This is a genomic window from Canibacter zhoujuaniae (assembly GCF_011752005.1).
Taxonomy (GTDB): Bacteria; Actinomycetota; Actinomycetes; order Actinomycetales; family Microbacteriaceae; genus Canibacter; species Canibacter zhoujuaniae.
Genome location: NZ_JAAIJZ010000002.1, coordinates 276,936 through 298,208 on the forward strand (window position 1 = coordinate 276,936; position 21,273 = coordinate 298,208).

At 54.3% G+C, this 21,273-nt stretch carries 16 protein-coding genes and 1 riboswitch; of the genes, 13 read left to right on the plus strand and 3 right to left on the minus strand.

Annotated elements, in window-relative coordinates; genetic code table 11:
• Positions 1 to 2: 2 nt before the first annotated feature.
• Positions 3 to 1,244, minus strand: coding sequence for a class I SAM-dependent methyltransferase (locus HCR00_RS05250; RefSeq protein WP_167143360.1), 1,242 nt, complete (start codon positions 1,242 to 1,244; stop codon positions 3 to 5).
• A 156-nt stretch (positions 1,245 to 1,400) separates the two neighbouring features.
• Here HCR00_RS05250 and groES point away from each other — a divergent pair, with 156 nt between their 5' ends.
• From groES to guaA, 6 genes are all read left to right on the plus strand, one after another.
• Positions 1,401 to 1,697 (plus strand): co-chaperone GroES, encoded by a 297-nt coding sequence (gene groES, locus HCR00_RS05255; RefSeq protein ID WP_166985631.1) that lies wholly within the window; start codon positions 1,401 to 1,403, stop codon positions 1,695 to 1,697.
• Positions 1,698 to 1,856: 159 nt separating this feature from the next.
• Positions 1,857 to 3,359 carry an IMP dehydrogenase gene (gene guaB / locus HCR00_RS05260; protein ID WP_167143363.1) on the plus strand — a complete coding sequence of 501 codons (1,503 nt, stop codon included), beginning with the start codon at positions 1,857 to 1,859 and terminating at the stop codon, positions 3,357 to 3,359.
• Positions 3,360 to 3,402: 43 nt separating this feature from the next.
• Positions 3,403 to 4,524, plus strand: a complete 1,122-nt coding sequence (locus tag HCR00_RS05265) for a GuaB3 family IMP dehydrogenase-related protein (protein WP_167143366.1) — start codon at positions 3,403 to 3,405, stop codon at positions 4,522 to 4,524.
• A gap of 14 nt (positions 4,525 to 4,538) precedes the next feature.
• A complete protein-coding gene (locus HCR00_RS05270) occupies positions 4,539 to 5,417 on the plus strand; it encodes an SURF1 family cytochrome oxidase biogenesis protein (protein WP_167143369.1) in 879 nt (292 codons plus the stop codon).
• On the plus strand, positions 5,410 to 5,889 hold the full coding sequence (locus tag HCR00_RS05275; RefSeq protein ID WP_167143372.1) for a DUF3817 domain-containing protein: 480 nt from the start codon (positions 5,410 to 5,412) through the stop codon (positions 5,887 to 5,889). The genes HCR00_RS05270 and HCR00_RS05275 overlap by 8 nt, the downstream gene beginning before the upstream one ends.
• Positions 5,890 to 5,977: 88 nt before the next feature.
• A complete protein-coding gene (gene guaA, locus HCR00_RS05280; RefSeq protein WP_167143374.1) occupies positions 5,978 to 7,564 on the plus strand; it encodes a glutamine-hydrolyzing GMP synthase in 1,587 nt (528 codons plus the stop codon).
• A 49-nt stretch (positions 7,565 to 7,613) separates the two neighbouring features.
• On the opposite strand, the gene HCR00_RS05285 is transcribed toward guaA, so the two are convergent.
• Complete coding sequence (locus HCR00_RS05285; RefSeq protein ID WP_208317303.1) at positions 7,614 to 8,441, minus strand: Bax inhibitor-1/YccA family protein; 828 nt, start codon at positions 8,439 to 8,441, stop codon at positions 7,614 to 7,616.
• Positions 8,442 to 8,650: 209 nt separating this feature from the next.
• Between HCR00_RS05285 and HCR00_RS05290 the strand changes: the two genes are divergently transcribed.
• The 3 genes from HCR00_RS05290 to sucD all read left to right on the plus strand — a co-directional run bounded on the left by HCR00_RS05290 (position 8,651) and on the right by sucD (position 13,558).
• Positions 8,651 to 11,299: an ATP-dependent helicase gene (locus tag HCR00_RS05290; protein WP_167143377.1), complete on the plus strand. Its 2,649-nt coding sequence runs from the start codon at positions 8,651 to 8,653 to the stop codon at positions 11,297 to 11,299.
• A gap of 163 nt (positions 11,300 to 11,462) precedes the next feature.
• Positions 11,463 to 12,632 (plus strand): ADP-forming succinate--CoA ligase subunit beta, encoded by a 1,170-nt coding sequence (gene sucC, locus HCR00_RS05295; protein ID WP_166985609.1) that lies wholly within the window; start codon positions 11,463 to 11,465, stop codon positions 12,630 to 12,632.
• 23 nt (positions 12,633 to 12,655) lie between these two features.
• On the plus strand, positions 12,656 to 13,558 hold the full coding sequence (gene sucD, locus HCR00_RS05300) for a succinate--CoA ligase subunit alpha (protein ID WP_167143380.1): 903 nt from the start codon (positions 12,656 to 12,658) through the stop codon (positions 13,556 to 13,558).
• 204 nt (positions 13,559 to 13,762) lie between these two features.
• Here the strand turns inward: sucD and HCR00_RS05305 are convergent, their stop codons facing one another.
• Positions 13,763 to 15,949: an NADP-dependent isocitrate dehydrogenase gene (locus HCR00_RS05305; RefSeq protein ID WP_167143384.1), complete on the minus strand. Its 2,187-nt coding sequence runs from the start codon at positions 15,947 to 15,949 to the stop codon at positions 13,763 to 13,765.
• A 137-nt stretch (positions 15,950 to 16,086) separates the two neighbouring features.
• On the opposite strand from HCR00_RS05305, the gene HCR00_RS05310 reads away from it, so the two are divergent.
• From HCR00_RS05310 to HCR00_RS05325, 4 genes are all read left to right on the plus strand, one after another.
• A complete protein-coding gene (locus HCR00_RS05310; protein ID WP_167143387.1) occupies positions 16,087 to 17,649 on the plus strand; it encodes a cell division protein PerM in 1,563 nt (520 codons plus the stop codon).
• A 138-nt stretch (positions 17,650 to 17,787) separates the two neighbouring features.
• Positions 17,788 to 17,897, plus strand: a riboswitch (TPP riboswitch).
• On the plus strand, positions 17,889 to 18,971 hold the full coding sequence (locus HCR00_RS05315) for a thiamine ABC transporter substrate-binding protein (RefSeq protein ID WP_243854557.1): 1,083 nt from the start codon (positions 17,889 to 17,891) through the stop codon (positions 18,969 to 18,971). Its footprint overlaps the riboswitch before it by 9 nt.
• Before the next feature lie 2 nt (positions 18,972 to 18,973).
• Positions 18,974 to 20,617, plus strand: coding sequence for an ABC transporter permease (locus HCR00_RS05320; RefSeq protein WP_166985597.1), 1,644 nt, complete (start codon positions 18,974 to 18,976; stop codon positions 20,615 to 20,617).
• Complete coding sequence (locus HCR00_RS05325; protein ID WP_167143390.1) at positions 20,610 to 21,266, plus strand: ABC transporter ATP-binding protein; 657 nt, start codon at positions 20,610 to 20,612, stop codon at positions 21,264 to 21,266. Before HCR00_RS05320 ends, HCR00_RS05325 begins: the two co-directional genes overlap by 8 nt.
• The last annotated feature ends 7 nt before the right edge of the window (positions 21,267 to 21,273 follow it).

A 21,273-nucleotide genomic window follows, 5' to 3' on the forward strand; every position in this document is an offset into this window, starting at 1 on the left:
AACTAAACCCGTGCAGCGATAATCGCTGCATGCTTATCTTGGATCCGCGTTAGGAAAACAGTTAGTTCCAAACGCGGATCCTTTTTCTTTGCAGGTGGCAGCTTGAGCGCTTTCCGAAACTCCTGCAGGTCTGCGCTCACCCCGCGTTTCTTTAACTCAGCGCTGGTTGCGCCGCGCTCGAGCAGAGCTTGACGCACGGCCTTTGGTTTGAGAGAGGTGACATCGAGCACTTTAAAAGAAGCGACAAACGGGTGCGGGGTGGGGGGTTGCGTCTCCCCTGTCAGGTATGCGATGTCTGGTGAGAGCATTCCGGCACTAAGCTCAGCGGAGATAGCGCCAATCTGTCTGGCGCGAATAATTGTCGGATCGGGCTCGAAAATATAGCTGCCTAAGTTGCGCACTGCGGCGTCGGGCGCGTCTGCTGCAGCGGCGATTGTCTGCCACTGATTATCTTTAAAAGTGGTTGCTCGCCGCGTGATGTTTGGGGTGCGCAAGGTGCCCGACCAGAGCAGTGTCTCAAGAGCTTGCGAGTTGATGCTGACCCACTCGGCCTCAGTGTGCTCTGGAATTAGTTCGCGATCAAAACCGGGGCCGAGTTTTACTGCGGTGTTGTGTGCTGCGGTGACCGCAAAAACGAAGTCGAGGCTGGGAGAGTAGTCGCTTGGGCTCACCCTCTGACTGTTGCGATTGCCGAGGGTGCGCCTTGCGGGGTCAATGAAAATGGCCGAATCTGCGGTATTGAATTCAGTGAGATCAACCGCAAGAGCATTTTGACAGAGCACTTTGGCGTTTGGATATTCCCGCAGATTGTGAGCTGCAAAGGTTGCGGTCAGCTCATCTATCTCAACCGCTGTTACCTGTAACCCTGCCTGCGCAAACGCGAGTGATTCGGCGCCGATTCCGGCTCCCAGGTCTAAGACTTTTGTGATCCCGTGTGCCTTAAACCGTGTCGCGTGATGCTGCGCAACAGGAAATCGCGTGGCCTGTTCGAGCCCGGTGGGGGTGAAGAGCATTTGTGCTGCTGCTTGGCCAAATTTCGCTACGGCTTTTGTGCGTAGAGCTTGTTGCGCTAACGTCGCTGCAACAAGCTCTGGGTCACTAAAACTTTTGCGTAATTCACGCTGCAGATCTGCCGGAGTAGCCCCGCCAGCTACGAGGCTATCAGCTGCTTGGAGTGCTGTGTGCCCGAGGGGTGTTGTGAGCCTACTCCAGGAGGTGAGCAGCTGATCCGCGCGGAAATTCATATCTCAATTGTGGCAGAGGTAGAAAAGCTTAATAGTTGCTTAGTTTTTGATGAAAAGTTAGCACTCGCCTTGCGAGAGTGCTAACCCCGCCGTAAACTTGTGTGCAGTGCCCGGTAATTTGCGGGCGAAACAGACTTTAGAGAAAAGGGGTCAGCCGTGTCGGTTGGAATTAAGCCGCTCGAAGATCGCATTGTTATCCGTCAGGTTGCAGCTGAGCAGACCACTGCTTCAGGTCTTGTTATTCCGGATAGTGCGCAAGAGAAACCACAGATTGCTGAGGTGCTTGCAGTTGGGCCGGGTCGTATCGACGACAACGGCAACCGTGTGCCTGTTGATGTTGCAGTAGGTGACAAGGTTATCTACTCAAAGTACGGTGGCACCGAAATTAAGTACGGTGGCGAGGAATACCTAATTCTCTCAGTGCGGGATCTGCTCGCAGTGGTTGAGGGTTAATTAAATTTTTTACGATTGCAGCCGTCCGGGTTTAGACTCGGGCGGCTTCATTCATTAGTGCTGTGTGCATTAGACTTAAAGCAGCGGAATAGACCCGGGTCGAAGCCTGTTTCAGGTAGATAATATAGACCCGAAACAGTCTCGAGAAGAAGGTTGTCAATGGAACAGCGTGACCCGTTTGCACTTAAAGGCCTAACCTACGATGATGTGCTGCTCCTGCCGGCACACACCGACGTAATTCCGAGTGAAGCAGATACTTCAACGCAGCTGACGCGCAACGTGCGCATCGGGGTTCCGTTAATTTCTGCGGCGATGGACACTGTCACCGAAACTCGTATGGCTATTGCTATGGCACGCAACGGTGGTCTTGGTATTTTGCACCGCAATCTGTCGATTGCCGATCAGGCAAATATGGTCGATCTTGTGAAGCGGTCTGAAGCCGGTATGATCACAAATCCGGTGATCACCACCGTTGACGCAACAGTCGCAGAAGTGGATAAGATCTGCGGTGAGTACAAGGTCAGCGGTTTGCCGGTCGTCGACAACTCGGGAAAACTGGTGGGAATTATCACCAACCGAGATATGCGCTGGGTTGATCCGGCTGCGCGAGCCACCACAAAAGTTGGCGACGCAATGACAACCATGCCTCTGGTCACCGGTAAAACCGGCCTCAGCCGCGCTGAGGCACTGTCGCTTTTTAAAAAACACCGTATCGAAAAACTGCCGCTCGTTGATGATTCAGGCAAGCTCACCGGCCTGATCACTGTGAAAGATTTTGAAAAAGTTGAGCAGTATCCGAATGCTACGAAAGATGATGCCGGTCGTTTGCGGGTTGGAGCTGCGGTCGGTTTCTTCGGTGACGCTTGGGAGCGTGCAACAACCCTGTTAGAGGCGGGAGTTGATGTGCTGGTTGTTGACACTGCGAACGGTGACTCAGCCGGTGTGCTCGACATCATCAAGAAGATCAAATCTGATTCTGCGTTTAATGGCGTTGACGTGATCGGCGGTAACGTCGCAACCTACAGCGGCGCAAAGGCTCTTGTTGAAGCCGGCGCAGATGCGATCAAAGTTGGTGTTGGCCCGGGTTCAATCTGCACCACTCGTGTTATCGCTGGTGTCGGTGTGCCGCAGGTTACCGCTGTTTACGAAGCAGCAAAAGCGGCAACGCCAGCGGGTGTGCCGGTCATCGCCGATGGTGGGTTGCAGTATTCCGGCGACATTGCGAAGGCTCTTGTTGCGGGCGCAAGCTCGGTAATGATTGGCTCACTGCTGGCTGGCACAGACGAAAGCCCTGGTGATCTTGTGTTCGTAGGCGGTAAGCAGTTTAAGAACTATCGAGGCATGGGCTCTCTCGGTGCTCTGCAAACTCGTGGTGAACGCACCTCATACTCGAAAGACCGCTACTTCCAGGCAGATGTGCCAAGCAACGAGAAACTGATCCCGGAGGGCATTGAGGGGCAGGTGCCTTACCGCGGCCCGGTTGCTTCGGTGCTGTATCAGCTGACCGGTGGCTTGCGTCAGTCAATGTTCTATACCGGCAGCCGCACAATTCCGGAGCTGAAGGAACGTGGCAACTTCGTGCAAATTACGTCAGCAGGTTTGAAAGAATCGCACCCGCACGATATTCAGATGGTTGTTGAAGCACCAAATTACCGAGGTTAGCGCGCAAGTCGCAGGCCAAGAAGCGCAGAGATAAAGGGACAGTTTGAGTAACGAAATTGAAATTGGACACGGCAAACGTGCGCGTCGCGTTTACTCATTTGATGAAATTGGGGTGGTGCCCAGCCGCCGCACTCGTGATCCGGAGTTGGTGTCAACATCCTGGAGCCTAGACGCGTATCAGTTTGAAATCCCTGTGCTCGGCGCGCCGATGGACTCGGTTATGTCACCGGCCACTGCTATCGAGCTGGGCAAACTGGGCGGTCTTGGGGTGCTCAACCTTGAGGGCCTCTGGACACGCTATGCTGATCCCCAGCCGCTGCTTGATGAGCTGGCTTCGCTCGATAACAGCAAACAAGCTGTGCAGCGTATGCGTGAAATTTATGCAGAACCGATCAAATCAGAGCTTATCACTGAGCGGATTGCGGAAATACGTGCAGCTGGTGTGACGGTAGCCGGCAGCCTGTCGCCGCATCGCACAGCAGAACACTATGAGACCGTTGTAAAAGCCGGCGTAGATCTGTTCGTGATTCGTGGCAACACAGTCTCAGCTGAGCATGTTGCGGTTGAGGGCAAAGAACCGCTTAATCTCAAGAAGTTCATTTATGAGCTTGATGTGCCGGTGATTGTCGGCGGAGCTGCAACCTATCGTTCAGCTCTGCACCTTATGCGCACAGGCGCAGCCGCGGTGCTTGTTGGATTTGGTGGGGGTGCCAGCTCAACTACGCGAGCAACTCTCGGCATTAGTCAGCCAATGGCAACTGCGATCGCCGATGTGGCGGGAGCGCGTTCTGACTATCTTGACGAGTCTGGCGGGCGCTACGTCCATGTGATCGCTGATGGTGGCCTCGGAACTTCAGGTGAGGTTGTGAAAGCGATCGCCTGCGGCGCAGACGCTGTGATGCTCGGCTCGCTGCTTGCGCGCGCAGCTGAAGCACCCGGAGGCGGTTGGCACTGGGGGCAAGAAGCGCATCATGATTCACTGCTGCGCGGGCAGCGAGTAGCAGTGGAGCAGGTTGCACCGCTTTCTGAGATACTGAACGGTCCGTCACAGATCGCTGATGGCACCGCGAACCTTATTGGAGCGTTACGCACCGCGCTAGCGACAACCGGCTATTCAGATTTGAAAGAATTCCAGCGCGTTGGAATTGTGCACACCGCTAAATAGATAGTGTGCCGCATATGACCTCAGCACCGGCTGCCCCGAAAAATACTAAACGGCCTCGTTATTCAGGTGAGCCCACGCTCGGGCAGATTATGCGTCGCCCAAAGTGGATTTTCGCGCTCATTTTGGTGCTCTCCGTTGCTTCGGGGTTTGCTTGGCTGGCACAGTGGCAGTTGGGTAACGCCATTACCCTTGACGATAAGGCGCAGATTGACACCGAATCTGTGATACCGCTTGCAGAATTGGTTGAGCCGGCCCAACCGTTAAATGATGTGGCTGCGGGGCACAGAGTCTCAATTAACGCTAGTCTTGTTCCAAATGAATTTGTGATTGTCGGTAATCGCGCTAACTCCGGTGCGGTGGGCTACTGGGTTGTAACGCAAGCATATGCGGAAACCGTCGCAGCGGAGCATGATACGAAAGAGTTAGCCAACCTGGCGGTTGCGATTGGCTGGGCAGCTACCGCTGACGAAGCGGCTGCGGCTATTGAGAAACTTGAAGCAGCGGGGATCAGCGAAAACCGCACGCTGTATGAGGGGCGGCTCAATCCGCTTGAGACACCGGGCGCCCCTGAAATGCAGGGGGAGCTAATGGTTTACCCAAGCGTTGTTCCGGCGCAGCTTTTGAATCTCTGGCAAAATCCGCTGCCTACGACCTACGCGGGTTACGTTGTGCTGGAAGCAGATAACGGGCTGCGCGCGGTATCCGGGCTGCAGGCAATTGATTCTATTCCCCCCACCCCGCCTGAGACCGTGAACTGGATAAACTTGTTTTACGGTTTGGAGTGGGTGCTGTTTGCCGGCTTTGCGGTGTATTTTTGGGTGCGACTCTGCAGAGATGCGCACGAGCGCGAGCACGAACTGAAACTGCAAGAAGAGGAGAAACTCAATGGCTGAATTACTGCCACGCCCTGAAACCTATCCGTCGATTCGTAAATCTCTAAAATTTTTTAAGATTTCGTCGATGATTACCGGGGTGATGCTGTTCGGTCTGTACATCATCTCAGGGATTCGCTGGTTTATGCATTCAGACGTATATGTCAACACAGGTAATGCGCTATTTGAGTTGGTGCAGCTGCCGCCGGCAGGTGTGGAGCTTGATTTTGAGCCTGCCGGTGTTAACTTCACAACTATATTCCTAATTGCGCATGGCTGGTTCTATGTTGTTTATGTCATCGCATCGTTCACTGTCTGGAGCGGCATGCGTTGGCCTTTCTGGCGCTTCATTTTGCTCGCACTCGCAGGTTGCGTGATTATCGTGTCGTTTATTGCCGAACGCTGGGTGGTGCGTGATGTGGAAGCAAGACTTAATGACGGCCGTGATCGAGTTCAAAATCAAAATCATAGTGAAGCCTCACCCGCGGTTTAAATAAACCGTGGCAGGCGATGATCCTTCCCTAAAAACCCGGTAGATTTTTATTAGATAAATCCGTTGCTAAACCTGTGAAAGGTTATCGATGACAAACCAAACACTTGAAGCGCCGCGCCCGGTGCTCGTAGTTGACTTCGGGGCACAGTATGCGCAGCTTATCGCGCGTCGCGTTCGTGAAGCAGGTGTTTATTCAGAGCTCGTGCCGCACACAATTACTGCTGCTGAAGTGCTTGCGAAAAAGCCGCTCGGTCTTGTGCTCTCAGGTGGGCCTTCTTCAGTTTATGCGGAAGGTGCCCCAACCTTTGACGACAGTATCTTTGAGCTGGGCATTCCGACATTTGGAATTTGCTACGGTTTTCAGGTAATGGCGCAGGCCCTTGGCGGTGTAGTGGGTCACACCGGTGACCGTGAATACGGCGCAACTGATGTGGTGCTGTCAAATACGGCAGATGCTATTCTGCAGGGCCAGCCTGTTGAGCAGAACGTGTGGATGAGCCACGGCGACGCTGTGCAGCAGGCGCCAGAGGGTTTTGAAGTTTTGGCTTCTACCGCTGTAACTCCGGTAGCTGCTTTCGGATCTAAAGAACGTCGTATGTACGGCGTGCAATGGCACCCAGAGGTGAAACATTCGGATCACGGTCAGGCTCTGTTAGAAAACTTCCTGCGTTTTATCGCTGATATTCCGGCGGAGTGGAACGCTGAGAATGTTATTGAAGATCAGGTTGCTCGCATCCGTGCGCAGGTTGGTAACGGCAAAGTGATTTGTGGTCTGTCTGGCGGGGTCGACTCTGCTGTGGCAGCCGCCCTCGTGCATCGGGCAGTTGGCGATCAGCTGACATGTGTTTTTGTGGATCACGGTCTCTTGCGTCAGGGAGAGCGGGAGCAGGTTGAGGTTGATTACGTCGCATCAACCGGTGTGCGTTTGGTCACAGTAGATGCGCGCGAGAAATTCTTAACTGCGCTGCAGGGTGTGACCGATCCGGAAACAAAGCGCAAGATAATCGGGCGTGAATTTATTCGCACCTTTGAAGAAGCCGAGGCGCAGCTGGTGGCTGAAGCTGCTGAGAGTGATGGCAGCCCGATCCGATTCCTGGTGCAGGGCACACTCTACCCGGATGTTGTTGAGTCTGGCGGCGGCAGTGGCACGGCAAACATTAAGAGTCACCACAATGTGGGAGGGCTGCCAGAAGACCTAACTTTCGAGCTTGTCGAGCCACTGCGCACCCTGTTCAAAGATGAGGTGCGTGAGATTGGGCGACAGCTCGGTTTGCCGGAGGTGATTGTTTCTCGGCAGCCTTTCCCAGGCCCCGGTCTGGGCATTCGCATTATCGGTGAGGTTACTGAAGATCGTCTTGAAACCTTACGCGCGGCCGATGCGATCGCGCGCGAAGAGCTGACGGCGGCCGGGTTAGATGCTGAAATTTGGCAGTGCCCGGTGGTGTTGCTCGCTGATGTGCGGTCGGTTGGTGTGCAGGGTGACGGGCGCACCTACGGCCATCCGATTGTGCTTCGTCCGGTGTCGTCTGAAGACGCGATGACCGCCGACTGGACTCGTCTACCGTACGATGTGCTTGCACGCATTTCTAACAAGATCACCAACCAGGTGCCAGATGTAAATCGTGTAGTGCTTGATGTTACTTCAAAACCACCAGGAACTATTGAGTGGGAATAAATAAATAAATGCCGGCCCTGGAGCCGGCATTTATTTTGTTGGGGCGTGGTTAATCTTGGCTGCGCAGGATTGCGATTAGGCGCAGAATTTCAACATAGATCCAAACGATGGTGACCATCAGACCCCAGGCTGCCTGCCAGCCGTAAATTTTTGGTAGGCGGTTGCGCTCTCCGTTTGCGATAAATTCAAAGTCGCTTACAAGGGTGTAGGCTGCAAGGCCAATTGCGAGCAGACCGATTATTACACCGAGTGGAATTCCGAAGATTTCGATGCCGCGCAAGCCCCACGGATCGCTCATTGCGCCGGTCCATACCAGGGCGAGATTAATCAGCGAGAAGGCGAGATAAGACAGGATCGCGATCATTACAATCTTGTTCATGCGAGGGCTGGTGCGCACTTTACCGCTGCGGAACAGGATGAGGGTGACGGCGACAACCACCAGGGTGCCGAGCAGCGCCTGAAAGATGATGCCTGAATAGGCTCCCTCAAAGATGCGGGAGATGCCACCGACGAAGAGCCCTTCGATTGCGGCGTATGCCATGATGAGACCTGGTGAGATCTTTTTACGGAAACCGATAACCAAACCAAGCACCAGAGCGATAAGAGCTGCTGGCAGTGACACAGCCGGGAAGATCCACCCAACAACAGCGGTCGTTAGGAGAATAGCAAAAAGACCGACTGTCTTTTGGATCGTGTTCTCAATTGTCATCGGATCCGAAGCGCCGCCGAGCACCTCAGCAGCTGTTGGTGCCGGACGGCTCGGATCTTGCTGCACCGTCTTCTCTGCGGCAGGAGTGTTATAAAGTTTCTCAAGCTCTGCTGAGGTGAGCGTGCGACTCGAGAAAGCCGGATTGTTGCTCAGGGCTGGGCTGCTCAATATGATCCTCTCAATTAGGAGTTAGCTATTGCACATAGCCTATTGCGTCTTGTCGAAAAGTGGCTGAAAGATAAGACTCACAAAGATGCTTACAGCCAGTTTTTCGGTGATAAATAACGGATGCGCCGACAGTATAAGAGGGGCGGAGATGCGGCTGGATAGTTTAAGTCCGAGATAAAGTCATAGACCACTCTCATAGACTTGAATACATGACAGATTTCACCATTCCGGAAGACAGCGGCGCTCTTAATTTATGGGGTGAGCGCGTTGGCACTACTGCATCCGCGTCCGATAGCGGTTGGGAGCAGTTTTTAGGTAATGGCGAGAGCCTGACGGCAGGGCTTAATGAGCAGCAGCGGCGTGCGGTTGAGTCTCGCTCTCGAGCGCTTTTGGTTGTGGCCGGCGCAGGGTCCGGAAAAACAAAGGTGTTGACACACCGCATTGCACATTTAGTGCGACAGCATGATGCGTGGCCGAGCCAAATTCTTGCAATTACGTTCACCAACAAAGCGGCAGCTGAAATGAAAGAACGGTTAGCTGCGCTACTTGGCAAAGAAGCTGAACGCATGTGGATCAGCACATTTCACTCAGCGTGCGTGCGCATTTTGCGAAAAGAAGCTGAACGGTTTGGTTATAACTCAGGGTTCACCATCTATGACACAGGGGACACTCGTGCGTTGATGAAATCACTCATTAAGCAGCACGCTGCGGATGTGTTTGGGTTTAAGCCCGCCAGTGTGCTGAGTCGCATTTCAAAAGCCAAGTGTGAGCTACGTGATGCTTCTGATGTGGCGCGAGAAGCTGATATGAGCAACCCGCGTGAAGCTATGTTTGTGCAGCTTTTCACCGATTATGAAGCGAGCCTTAGGCGTGCTCGAGCAATGGACTTTGACGATCTGTTAGCGCAAACTGTGCATCTATTTCGCGCATTTCCTGACGTGGCGGCCCGCTATCAACGCCGATTCAGATGGATTTTGGTTGATGAGTATCAAGACACTAACCGTGCACAGTATGCGCTAATCAGTGAGCTGACAAAACCAATTAGAAGAGAAAATCAGGATCATTTACAGCCGCCGGTTAGAGTGGCTGAGCTGAACGAACTTGGTGAAATTCCCTCTGCTGCCCTGACCGTTGTGGGCGATTCAGACCAGTCAATATACTCCTTCCGCGGTGCTGACATTCGCAATATCCAAGACTTTGAGCAAGACTTTCCTGACGCCGAGGTGGTGGTGCTAGAGCAAAACTACCGCTCAACGCAGAATATTTTGTCAGCCGCAAACGCTGTAATCTCACACAACTTCGATAGACAAGACAAGAAGCTCTGGTCTGATCTGGGTGACGGTGAGAAAATTCAAGGTTTTGCGGGATACTCACCGCGAGATGAGGCAAGATTTGTTTCCGATGAAATCGAGACACTGGCAAATCGAGGCCGTGCATACGGTGATCTTGCAATCTTGTATCGCACCAACACCCAATCGCGTGTGCTCGAAGAGGCTTTGGTGCGTTCTGCAATCCCATATCGTGTGTTTGGGGGGACGAAGTTTTACGACCGTTCCGAGGTTAAGGATGTGCTGGCTTACCTGCACTGCGTCGTGAATCCGTACGACCCAATTGCCTGGTCTCGAATGCTTTCAAGCCCCAAGCGGGGTGTCGGGCCGGCAGCTGAGGCGGCCATCGCAATGTTTCAAGAGCAAAACGACATCAGCTTCCACGAGGCAATGCTTAGAGCAGCTGAGATTCCGGGGATCACCGGTCAAAAGTTGAAAACCGTGCGGGCGCTTGGCGAAATGTTTGCCGCCGCTAGTGAGATGGCTTTCGGAAACGCAGAAAAAGAATTGCAACCAAAAGGTGCGGGCGCCATCGTTGAGTACTTGATGAAAGAAACCCAATACGTTGAAAAGCTGAAAGCAAAACCTGACCCGCAGGAGCATGCACGCGCCGAAAACGTGGAAGAGTTTATGCTGCACGCCAATGAGTTCGATGCAGAAAACACCGAGGCAACCCTGATTGATTTTCTGACAGAGGTTGCGCTTGTGTCAGACGGCGGGCAGAGCGAAGACGGTTCTGGTGAAGTTTCGTTGATGACACTGCACTCGGCCAAAGGGCTCGAGTTTCCGACAGTGTTTTTTGTTGGTTTCGAGGAGGGGCTGCTGCCGCACGCAACAAGTGTTGAAGAGCCCGGCGGAATCAGTGAGGAGCGGCGTCTTACATACGTTGGTATCACGCGGGCAAAAGAGCAGCTTTACATTACCCTGGCTGCAACCAGGGACACCTACACAGGTGAAACGCACCCAACAGCTGAATCTCGTTTCCTGAATGATATTCCCGAAGATCTGATAGTTTGGCGTCAACATATTGATGAAGTCTCAGGTGCGACCGGATTTCGCGGCGGGTGGTCGAGCGCGGTGGCGACTAGCAGCGGCGAGGGCTGGGGTGGATCCGAAAATTCAAACTACGGTTGGGGTTCTGGTAGATCCTCCGAAAATGTTTGGAGCGGTGACGCAGACAGCTCGCTCGGGTATTCTAGACGCCTCTCACAAAAATCTGCGGGTCAGCGACGAGGTCGTGTGCGCGGCGATAATAGCGCAACAGCTAAGTGGGAAGAGCGCAAGCGAGAAGCGCGACAGGGGCTGTCTAAGGGGCAGGGCTTCACAAATATCATCGACCCGAGTAAAGCCGCAGCAGCCGGGGTCAATCTAGCCGTCGGCGATAGCGTTGAGCACGATATGTACGGTGTCGGCGAGGTCTTTAAACTTGCGGGAACCGGTGCAAAGCAGGTGGCCTTCGTGCGCTTCCCAGAAGTCGGTGAAAAGAAACTGCTCGTGTCGCTCGCTCCGATGCGCAAACTCGACCAGTAAAGCTCGCCTTAGAGAGGCTTAAACCTCTAATAGTTTTCACAGATAAAAGCCGTTACAACGGCAGAAATTCAAGTCTTCGCCGGTGTAAACTGGGAGGGCAAGAAACCTCAAACCATTGCCAGTGCGGGCAATTGTCTGCGCGGCAAAAATTGATTGGAATAGCGTGGATCTATACGAATACCAAGCACGAGACTTGTTCGAGTCCTATGATGTGCCAGTGCTTGCCGGAATTATCGCAGACACTCCAGACGAGGCGCGTCAAGCCGCTGAACGGCTCGGCGGCGGAGTGGTCGTCGTGAAAGCTCAGGTGAAAACGGGCGGCCGAGGTAAGGCTGGCGGCGTCAAAGTTGCGAAGAATCCAGACGAAGCACACGCCGCGGCAGAAGCGATCCTCGGGCTCGACATTAAGGGTCATGAGGTAAAGCGCGTGATGGTTGCCGAAGGTGCGCGCATCGCGCAGGAGTTCTACTTCTCAGTGCTGCTTGACCGCGCTAACCGATCACTGCTATCCCTCTGCTCTGTTGAGGGCGGCATGGAGATTGAGCAGCTTGCGGTAGAGAAGCCAGAAGCACTCGCGCGTGTTGAGATTGATCCAATCAAAGGCATCGACGCCGAAAAGGCGCTCGAAATTGCGAAAGCCGCGAACTTCCCAGAGGAGCTGCAGCAGAAGGTTGCAGACGTTTTCGTGAAGCTCTACAAGGTTTATGAGTCAGAAGACGCAACACTCGTCGAGGTGAACCCGCTTGTTCTAACAGAAGAGGGCAACATTATTGCGCTTGACGGCAAAGTTTCGCTTGATGCGAACGCAGAGTTCCGTCAGGCGGGGCACGCGGCGCTCGAAGACAAGGCCGCCACCGATCCGCTCGAAGCCAAGGCTAAAGAGCACGACCTCAACTATGTGAAACTTGACGGTGAAGTCGGCATCATTGGTAACGGTGCGGGTCTTGTGATGTCAACCCTTGACGTGGTTGCTTACGCTGGTGAAAATCACGGTGGCGTGAAGCCAGCAAACTTCCTCGACATCGGTGGCGGTGCATCAGCTGAGGTTATGGCTCAGGGGCTCGATATCATCCTTGGTGACCCGCAGGTGAAGAGCGTGTTTGTAAACGTTTTTGGTGGCATCACCGCATGTGATGCTGTGGCAAACGGTATCGTTGGTGCGCTTGAAAAACTCGGTGATAAGGCAAACAAACCACTCGTTGTGCGCCTGGACGGCAACAATGTTGAAGAGGGGCGCCGTATCCTCAACGAAGCAAACCACCCACTTGTGATCCAGATGCCAACTATGGACGAGGGCGCCGACAAGGCAGCTGAGCTCGCGAACGCCCGCTAAGAGATTTTTGGAGATTTAAGAAAATGGCTATCTTCCTAACTAAGGATTCAAAGATCATCGTGCAGGGTATCACCGGCGGTGAGGGAACCAAACACACTGCGCGTATGCTTGCGGCTGGCAGCAAAATTGTTGGCGGTGTCAACGCCCGTAAAGCCGGAACCACTGTGTCACACGTAAACGCAGCCGGTGAGACAGTTGAGCTGCCTGTTTTCGCAACGGTTGCAGAAGCGATGGAACAGACCGGCGCAGACGTGTCAGTCGCTTTTGTGCCACCTGCTTTCACCAAAGACGCTGCAATTGAGGCTATTGACGCAGGGATCGGCCTGCTGGTGATTATCACCGAGGGTGTGCCGGTAAAAGATACTGCACAACTGTGGGCTCATGCCAAAGCGACGGGCAACAAAACTCGTATCATCGGCCCAAACTGCCCGGGAATTATTACCCCTGAGGAGGCTCTCGCAGGCATCACACCGGCAAACATTACCGGGAAAGGCCCGATCGGTCTTGTGTCAAAGTCAGGCACTCTGACCTATCAGATGATGTACGAACTGCGCGAGATTGGTATCTCAACCGCCATCGGTATCGGCGGAGACCCAATTATTGGCACAACCCATATTGACGCACTTGCTGCGTTTGAAGCCGACCCAGAGACCAAAGCCATCGTGATGATCGGCGAAATTGGTGGCGACGCAGAAGAGCGCGCAGCTGAGTTCATTAAAGAGAATGTAACTAAGCCGGTGGTTGGTTATGTTGCAGGCTTTACCGCACCCGAAGGTAAGACTATGGGGCACGCCGGTGCGATCGTGTCAGGCTCTGCCGGCACAGCGCAGGCAAAGAAAGAAGCTCTCGAAGCAGCTGGGGTAAAGGTCGGTAAAACACCAACCGAAACCGCGAACCTCATGAAAGAGATCTTCGCGTCACTCTAAGCACATATAGGATCGGGGCGCCACCTGAGTGACCAGCTCCGATTATGAAATGGCGGTTCGGAAACACCCGAACCGCCATTTTCGCGTTTCAAACACGTTCTAACTTAGCCCTGCTTTGCTGGGTGCCCAGCGGTGCGGGGTAATAAAAAGAGCGGGACTCTTAAAAAGAACCCCGCTCCCTTTAAGGACCTAGCCGCTGTGGTTTTAGATCGAATCGATGATCTTGTTGAACGTGGCGCTTGGGCGCATTACCGCATCAGTTTTAGCGGCGTCTACCCTGTAGTATCCGCCGAGGTCAGCGGCCTCACCCTGCGCCTGAAGCAACTCAGTCTCAATAGTCTCTGAGTCAGCAACCAGTTGCTCAGCAACAGGAGCCAGTTTTGCGGCAAGCTCAGCGTCGTTAGACTCTGCTGCAGCCTCAGCCCAGAAGCGAGTCAGCCAGAAGTGGCTGCCACGGTTGTCGAGCTCACCAGCCTTACGTGAAGGTGATTTATTTTCATTCAGGAAGCGTGCGGTTGCTGTTTCAAGTGCGTCCGCTAAAGAGTCTGCGCCAGCGTGTCGCAAAGACTCTGCTAACGCCATAAACTCACCGAGTGAATCCCAACGCAGGTGGTTCTCGGTCACAACCTGTTCAACATGCTTCGGAGCTGATCCTCCCGCACCCGTCTCGAAGAGACCACCGCCGGCAAGCAGCGGCACCACCGAAAGCATTTTTGCGCTGGTGCCGAGCTCCAGAATTGGGAAAAGGTCGGTGTTGTAGTCACGCAGCACGTTACCGGTCACACTGATGGTGTCTTCGCCGCGACGAATGCGCTCGACAGAGAGAGCGGTAGCAGCCGCGGGCGCAAGAATTTGAATATCGAGACCGTCGGTGTCGTGATCTGCGAGGTAAACCTCTACCTTTTTAATGAGTTCCGCATCGTGTGCACGGCTGCTGTCGAGCCAGAACACTGCGGGGGTCAAAGACGCACGAGCACGGGTGACAGCGAGTTTTACCCAGTCACGCACCGCATCATCTTTGGTCTGGCAGGCGCGCCAGATGTCACCGGCTGCCACCTCGTGCGACAGCACAACCTCGCCTGCTTGGTTCACAACTTCCACAACACCGGCAGATTCAAGCTTGAAGGTTTTGTCGTGTGAGCCGTATTCTTCCGCTTTCTTGGCCATCAAACCAACGTTTGGCACAGTGCCCATGGTGCGCGGATCGTAGGCCCCGTGCTTGCGGCAGTCATCGATAACCACCTGGTAAATCGAAGCATATGAAGAATCTGGAATAACCGCGAGAGTGTCCTGCTGCGCGCCTGCTGCATTCCACATCTGACCGGAGGAGCGGATCATGGCAGGCATCGAAGCATCAACAATAACGTCACTCGGAACGTGCAGGTTTGTAATGCCTTTATCACTGTTTACCATTGCAAGAGCTGGGCCGTTTGCGAGATCGGAATCGATTGCGGCGCGAATCTCGGCCTCGTTCTCCCAGCCCTGGATGCCGGTGAGCACCGCACCCAGACCGTTTTCACCATTCAGACCTGCGGCGATTAGCTCAGCACCAAATTTTTTGAAGGTCTCAGCGAAGTAGGCGCGCACAACATGCCCAAAGATAATCGGGTCAGAAACCTTCATCATTGTTGCCTTCAGATGCACCGAAAACAGCACACCCTCTTCTTTAGCGCGTTTGATCTGCGCAGCAAGGAAGTCATCAAGTCGTGCCACGCTCATAAACGTTGCGTCCAAGATCTCGCCGGAAAGCACCTTCAGGCTCTCGCGCAAAACAGTTTCTGTGCCGTCAGCTGCACGGTGGCGAATAACAAGCTCGTCAGCAGCATCGAAGGTAACCGACTTCTCGTTGCTCGCAAAGTCGTCAGCGCCCATTGTCGCAACATTCGTCTTTGACTCGGCCGACCACTCACCCATAGTGTGCGGATGCGCCTTAGCGTATTCCTTCACTGCTTTAGGTGCGCGTCGGTCGCTGTTGCCCTCACGCAAAACCGGGTTTACAGCAGAGCCCTTCACCGCGTCATAGCGGGCGCGCACATCTTTATCAGCATCGCTTTCTATCTCATCTGGATAGTCAGGCAGCTCAAAACCTTTTTCCTGCAGCTCAGCAATTGCTGCTTTGAGCTGCGGCACAGAGGCAGATATGTTGGGCAGTTTAATGATGTTAGCTTCCGCAGTTTTTGCCAGGTCACCAAGCTCTGCGAGAGCGTCGGGCACCTGCTGTGCTGCCGGGAGCAGATCATTGAAAGCGGCGAGGATGCGGCCGGCGAGCGAAATGTCGCGGGTGGCTACTTCTACGTCCGCAGTTTTTGCGAACGCCTGCACAATCGGCAGAAATGAGTGTGTTGCCAGCATCGGCGCTTCGTCGGTATAGGTGTAGATGATACGTGCCACAGAAAGCTCCTTAAGTTAAGCCTGCAAGCCGGCGCTGATGCGCAAACTAGTTTGACATCAAGATTTTACCGCGAATTCCTTAGCAGCTGCCGCACGCCCGATCCACATTCCAGTGCTGGCCCGGTAAACTGCGTTTAATGAAGTACTTATTAGCCGCAATCGCAGCAGCTGTTGAAGCGCTCGCAGTAGCTCTGTCAGGGCTTGCGGTGATTGCGGTGCCGGCCACACTGTTGTGGATTATCACTTACAAGCTCGCAGCGGGTGCTGAGGTTGTAGCAGCACTGGTCTCTGGCGCCTGGTTGTGGGGGCACGGTGCACCGCTGCAGTTTGATTTCACCGCCCAACAGATAGTTGATATCGGTGCCGGGCAAGAGGCGGTACGTTTCCCCCTCTCCCTGCCGCTGCTCGGCATCGCCTGCCTCACTGTTGCTGGGGGAGTGCGGGCAGGTCGCCGTATACACGCGGCGGGTGGCGCGAACCCTGCGCAGCTCTTTATTTCGTGCGGATCGGCCGCAGCTGGTTTTCTTTTAATTTCAACTATTGCGGCATCTTTGGCGTCTTCCCTTTCGCCTCACTCGATGTGGATGCTCGCATTCAGGCCGTTATGGTTGTTTTTAGTGGCACTGTTTGGTGGTGTGTTGTGGTCTGCCCGTGAGATGCTGCCTGATCTCATAGAAGAAAAAATACTGCCCAAGTTTGGGGTGCAGCAGCAGGCAGCATTTTCGATATCGCAGGTGTTTGGTAACGCCGCAGTGATTTTTGCTGCTGTGGCGCTCGGCCTGGTTGCGCTCAGCGCGCTGCTGCTGTTCTTTAATATCGCTATTAATTTCGTTGATTATGTGCGCTTAAGCCAAAGCCTGCACTTTGATCTAATGGGCGTCATTATTAGTTTTCTCGCGCAGCTGCTGTTTTTGCCAGTTGCGCTCATTTGGGCTCTTGCGTGGGTCTCTGGCGTCGGGTTCTCAATTGGCGAAGCAACCCTGTTTTCACCATTCCAGCTTGCCTCAGGGCCCCTGCCCGCGTTACCAATTTTTGCGTGGGTGCCAGCAGACTGGGGCAGCTTTGGCATTATCGCCCCGCTCATCGTAACTGTGGTTGCGCTGAGCATGACACTGCTTTTTAGGTCGCGTTTGAAAGGGCTGACCGCAGGGCAACGCCTGGCTACGGCGCTGTTGGTAGCTGCGCTCTCGTGGGTTTGCGGGTTTATCCTATTCGGAATCGCTCGAGGGTCTTTAGGCCCCGGAACTCTGGTTTACACAGGCAGCGATCCGGTTAGCGCTGCTAGCGCTATCGCGGTTGAAGTTTTAATCGGTGTAGCGTTTGGTGCTTGGGCATATCGCTCATCGCCGCTCACAAAGTTAACGGAAACTGGAACATTTTTCACAAGTTTTAGGCGCCGCTCACTGACAGAAACAGATGAGGCGCAGACGCTGGAAACTGAGCCGCTTGACACAACAGATGTCGATTCGGGATTCGGTTTGCTTGCAGCACGAGCGCGGGAGGATTTCCTAGCAGAGCAGGATCGTGAATCTAAACGGGATGCGCCGGTCTCCAACGACACCGCGTCTGAGCGCTCAGATGACAGCGCCGAACTTGGGGAGTATGAGAGCCTCGACGAAGTGGTCGGCCAAGAGCAGGAACAGTATGACACTGCAGAACTGCTGCGCAACTTTGAGTGGAACAAAAACGACCGCGCTTAACAAAGACCAAAGCCCGTAGGAGTGCTTAGAGCGCTTTGGTTAATTAAGGATCCGATAATTTTTGCACACTGTCTGAGAATGGATCAGCTCAGTGCGCATACAAGCATGGGAAGTGTGTTAACTTTGTAGTGCTTCAACTTGAAGCAGCACGGGAGCCTTAACTGGAGGGCTGAGAGAGAGCGCCTATTGCTCTGACCGTTAAACCTGATCTGGGTAATGCCAGCGTAGGAAGGAATATTTTGGCATACGTATATCGCAATCGAACCGCAATTCTTGCTGTTTTGGGAGCAACCGTTCTTTTGGCCGGCTGCGCGCAGGGCAACGCGGGCAACACCGCTTCTCAAGATGACTCTAGTAGCAGCGATGCGGCTAAAACCGTGACAATAGCCGTGCACGACAGCTTTCCCGGTGACGAATTTGCTGCCGCTGCGAGCAAAGCCACCGGTTATGATGTGAAGGTTGTTGAAACTGGTGATGGCTCTGAGCTGGCGAACAAGCTTGTTTTGACTAAAGACGCCCCAATCGCTGACGCATTCTTTGGCGTGACCAACCTGCGTGCGGCGAAACTGGTGGAAGAGGGCGCAGTTGCGCCGTACAAGCCTGCGAAGCAGTCAGCAAACGCCGCTAATTTCGCGTTTGATAAAGCTGACAGCATAACCCCTATCGATGAGGGTTCGGTGTGTTTCAACATAGATCCGGCTTGGTTTGTGGAAAAGGGTATTCCTGAGCCGAAAACATTTGAAGACCTAACAGCAGAGACCTACAAAGGACTCACCGCTATCATCGATCCGAGCGCTTCTGATACGGGCCGCGCACTGCTAGCTGGAACGGTTGCTAAATTTGGTGAAGAAGGCTACCTCGATTACTGGAAGCAGCTGCTAGACAACGGTGCGCGCCTTGAACAGGGCTGGTCAGCAGCTTATAACGGTCAGTTCACTCAGGGCGGCGAAAACGGCACATTCCCAATCGTGCTGTCATACGCGTCAAGCCCAGCTTGGACCGTAAACGATGAGGGCACAGAATCTAGCACCAAAGCGCTGCTCGAAACATGCACCGATGTTGTGGAGTATGCAGGTGTGCTTGCCGGCGCATCTAACGAAGCGGGTGCGAAAGCCGTGATTGACTACATGGTGAGCGGTGAATTCCAGGCAACCATTCCAGACACCATGTACATGTACCCGGTTGATGATTCTGTCGAGCTGCCAGAAGAGTGGGCAAAGTTTGCACCGCGTCCAACTACTCGCTGGAATGTGCCTGCAGAACGCGTTGGCAAAGAAATTGAAACGTGGGTGCGTGACTGGCTGAACAACTTCAGCGAGTAGGCATGCAAAAACAGCTCCAACAGCTTGGCACCCTAATTTTTTGGGTGTTACTGGCGACAATTCCAGTAGCGCTGTTGGGGCTGTTTTTCTTTTGGCCGCTCGGGGTGTTGCTCGCGCGCGGGCTCGGCGATCCGCTTAGCGCGGCGGCGGTGTTTGCCGAGGCACGCACTTTAAAAGTATTGAGCAACACCCTGCTGCAGGCGCTCGGCGCAACGATGATATCGGTTGTAATTGGTGTGCCTGCGGGGTTTGTCACCCACTGCCTCAGGTTTCCTGGGGTGCGTCTTTTGCGGGGTTTATTAATGATCCCGTTTATTATGCCAACGGTGGTGGTGGCTCTCGCCTTCGGCGCTCTTTACGGGCCGGGTGGTGCGTTTGAGTGGCTCGGTCTTGACCGCAGTTTCATCCTGGTCTTAATGGCGATGGCGTTTTTTAACATCACGCTCATCTCCCGCAGCACTGGCTCCCTCTGGGAGGTGCTTGATCCGAGACTGACGCAAGCAGCCCGCACGCTCGGCGCTAGCCGGTGGCGGGCATTTCGCACAGTAACGCTCCCGCAGCTGCTGCCGGCCATCGCCTCATCCGCAGCGCTTGTATTCTTTTACTGTGCATCAAGTTTTGGCATTGTGCTGATTCTTGGCGGGCGTAAATTTGCGAATCTCGAGAGTGAAATATACACCGCCGCGACAGTGTTCCTCGACTTTGAAACCGCTATCGCGCTGACCCTGCTCCAGTGCGTTATTGTCGCAGCCGCTCTTGCTCTCTCGCATCGGATGCGTCGCCGCGGTGAGGGTTTAAAGCTCACTGTCTCGCAGGCGCGCCAGATTACTGTGACGGATATTCCGCTGCTTGTTGCCACTCTGGCCGTTTTAGCAGTGCTGCAAATTACCCCCATCATCGGGCTGCTCGTGCGCTCAGTGAAACGGGACGGCAGATGGACGTTTGAAAACTATCGTGCGCTTGCAACCCCGATGAATAATTTTGGTGGTTCGGTGCTCGATGCGGCTGTTGTTTCTGTGCGGCTAGCGGCAATAGCCACTGTTTTGACGCTCGTGCTAGCTGTGCCCGCGGCAATTCTGGCATCGCGTCGCCCAGCAACCAGGTTCGGGAAACTCAGTGTCTCCGCTTTTGATTTCGCGGTGATGCTGCCGGTCGGAATCTCGGCGGTAACCCTCGGTTTCGGTATGCTGCTCGCAATGCACAACCCCTGGGGCACAACGCTCGATCTGCGCTCGAGCGGACTGGTTATCGCAATTGCGCAAACATTTGGCGCGCTGCCGCTGGTGCTGCGGTTGCTCACACCGATTCTGCGCGGAGTTCCCAAAGCTCAGCTTGAGGTGGCGGCAACACTCGGCGCGAGTAGCGTCAGACGTCTTTTCACAGTCGAACTGCCGCAGCTGCGTCACGCGCTGGGAGTGGCAGCCGGCTTCACTTTTGCGATTGCGCTTGGCGAGTTCGGGGCAGCCAGTTTTTTGGTGCGACCGGGCAGCACGACACTGCCGGTCGTGATTGGTCAACTAGCGTCACGTCCGGGCGATGCTAACTACGGCACCGCAATCGCGGCGGCGGTGCTGCTCGGCGTTATCGCCTCGACGGTAATGCTGATGGCTGAACTGAGCAGCAGAAAGGCACACAGCTTTGCTTGAACTTATTGATCTTAAAGTTGCTGCCCCTGACGGGCGCACCCTGCTTGAAAACGTTAATTTACAGGTTGTTTCCGGAGAGACTATCGCCCTGCTTGGCGCCTCTGGTTCAGGTAAGTCAACCCTGCTGCGCGCTGTGACGGGGCTAGCAAAAGTTACCGGCGGAGATATTCGCTGGTGCGGCGCATCGGTGCTTGATACGCCCCCACACCGACGCGGTTTCGGTATGGTGTTTCAGGATGCGCAGTTGTTTGAAAATCGCTCTGTTGCAGGGAATATCGCATACGGGCTTGAGGTTAGACAGGCAGACGGGAGCAGACTTACAAAGCAGCAGCGGCAGCTGCGCGTTAACGAAATGCTGCAGTTGGTGGGCCTGTCAGGGTTTGCGGATCGGCGCCCCTCAACACTCTCTGGCGGGCAAGCGCAGCGGATCGCACTCGCCCGCGCCCTCGCGCCGAAACCTGCCGCACTGATGCTGGACGAACCGCTTTCTGCGCTCGACTCAGACCTGCGCGTGCGTTTGGCTGCCGAACTGAAACTGCTCCTCAAAAACACCACCGCTATTTTTGTTACGCACGACAAAGAAGAGGCGGCGCTTGTTGCCGACCGGATCGTGCGCATAGAGGATATCGCCACGCAAACGGCTGGGTAAACTTAGA

Bases quoted from the DNA above. Each gene is read 5' to 3' on its own strand.
- HCR00_RS05250 (WP_167143360.1), bottom strand. From the start codon at position 1,244: ATGAATTTCCGCGCGGATCAGCTGCTCACCTCCTGGAGTAGGCTCACA.
- guaB (WP_167143363.1), top strand. From the start codon at position 1,857: ATGGAACAGCGTGACCCGTTTGCACTTAAAGGCCTAACCTACGATGAT.
- HCR00_RS05270 (WP_167143369.1), top strand. From the start codon at position 4,539: ATGACCTCAGCACCGGCTGCCCCGAAAAATACTAAACGGCCTCGTTAT.
- HCR00_RS05275 (WP_167143372.1), top strand. From the start codon at position 5,410: ATGGCTGAATTACTGCCACGCCCTGAAACCTATCCGTCGATTCGTAAA.
- guaA (WP_167143374.1), top strand. From the start codon at position 5,978: ATGACAAACCAAACACTTGAAGCGCCGCGCCCGGTGCTCGTAGTTGAC.
- HCR00_RS05290 (WP_167143377.1), top strand. From the start codon at position 8,651: ATGACAGATTTCACCATTCCGGAAGACAGCGGCGCTCTTAATTTATGG.
- sucD (WP_167143380.1), top strand. From the start codon at position 12,656: ATGGCTATCTTCCTAACTAAGGATTCAAAGATCATCGTGCAGGGTATC.
- HCR00_RS05310 (WP_167143387.1), top strand. From the start codon at position 16,087: ATGAAGTACTTATTAGCCGCAATCGCAGCAGCTGTTGAAGCGCTCGCA.
- HCR00_RS05320 (WP_166985597.1), top strand. From the start codon at position 18,974: ATGCAAAAACAGCTCCAACAGCTTGGCACCCTAATTTTTTGGGTGTTA.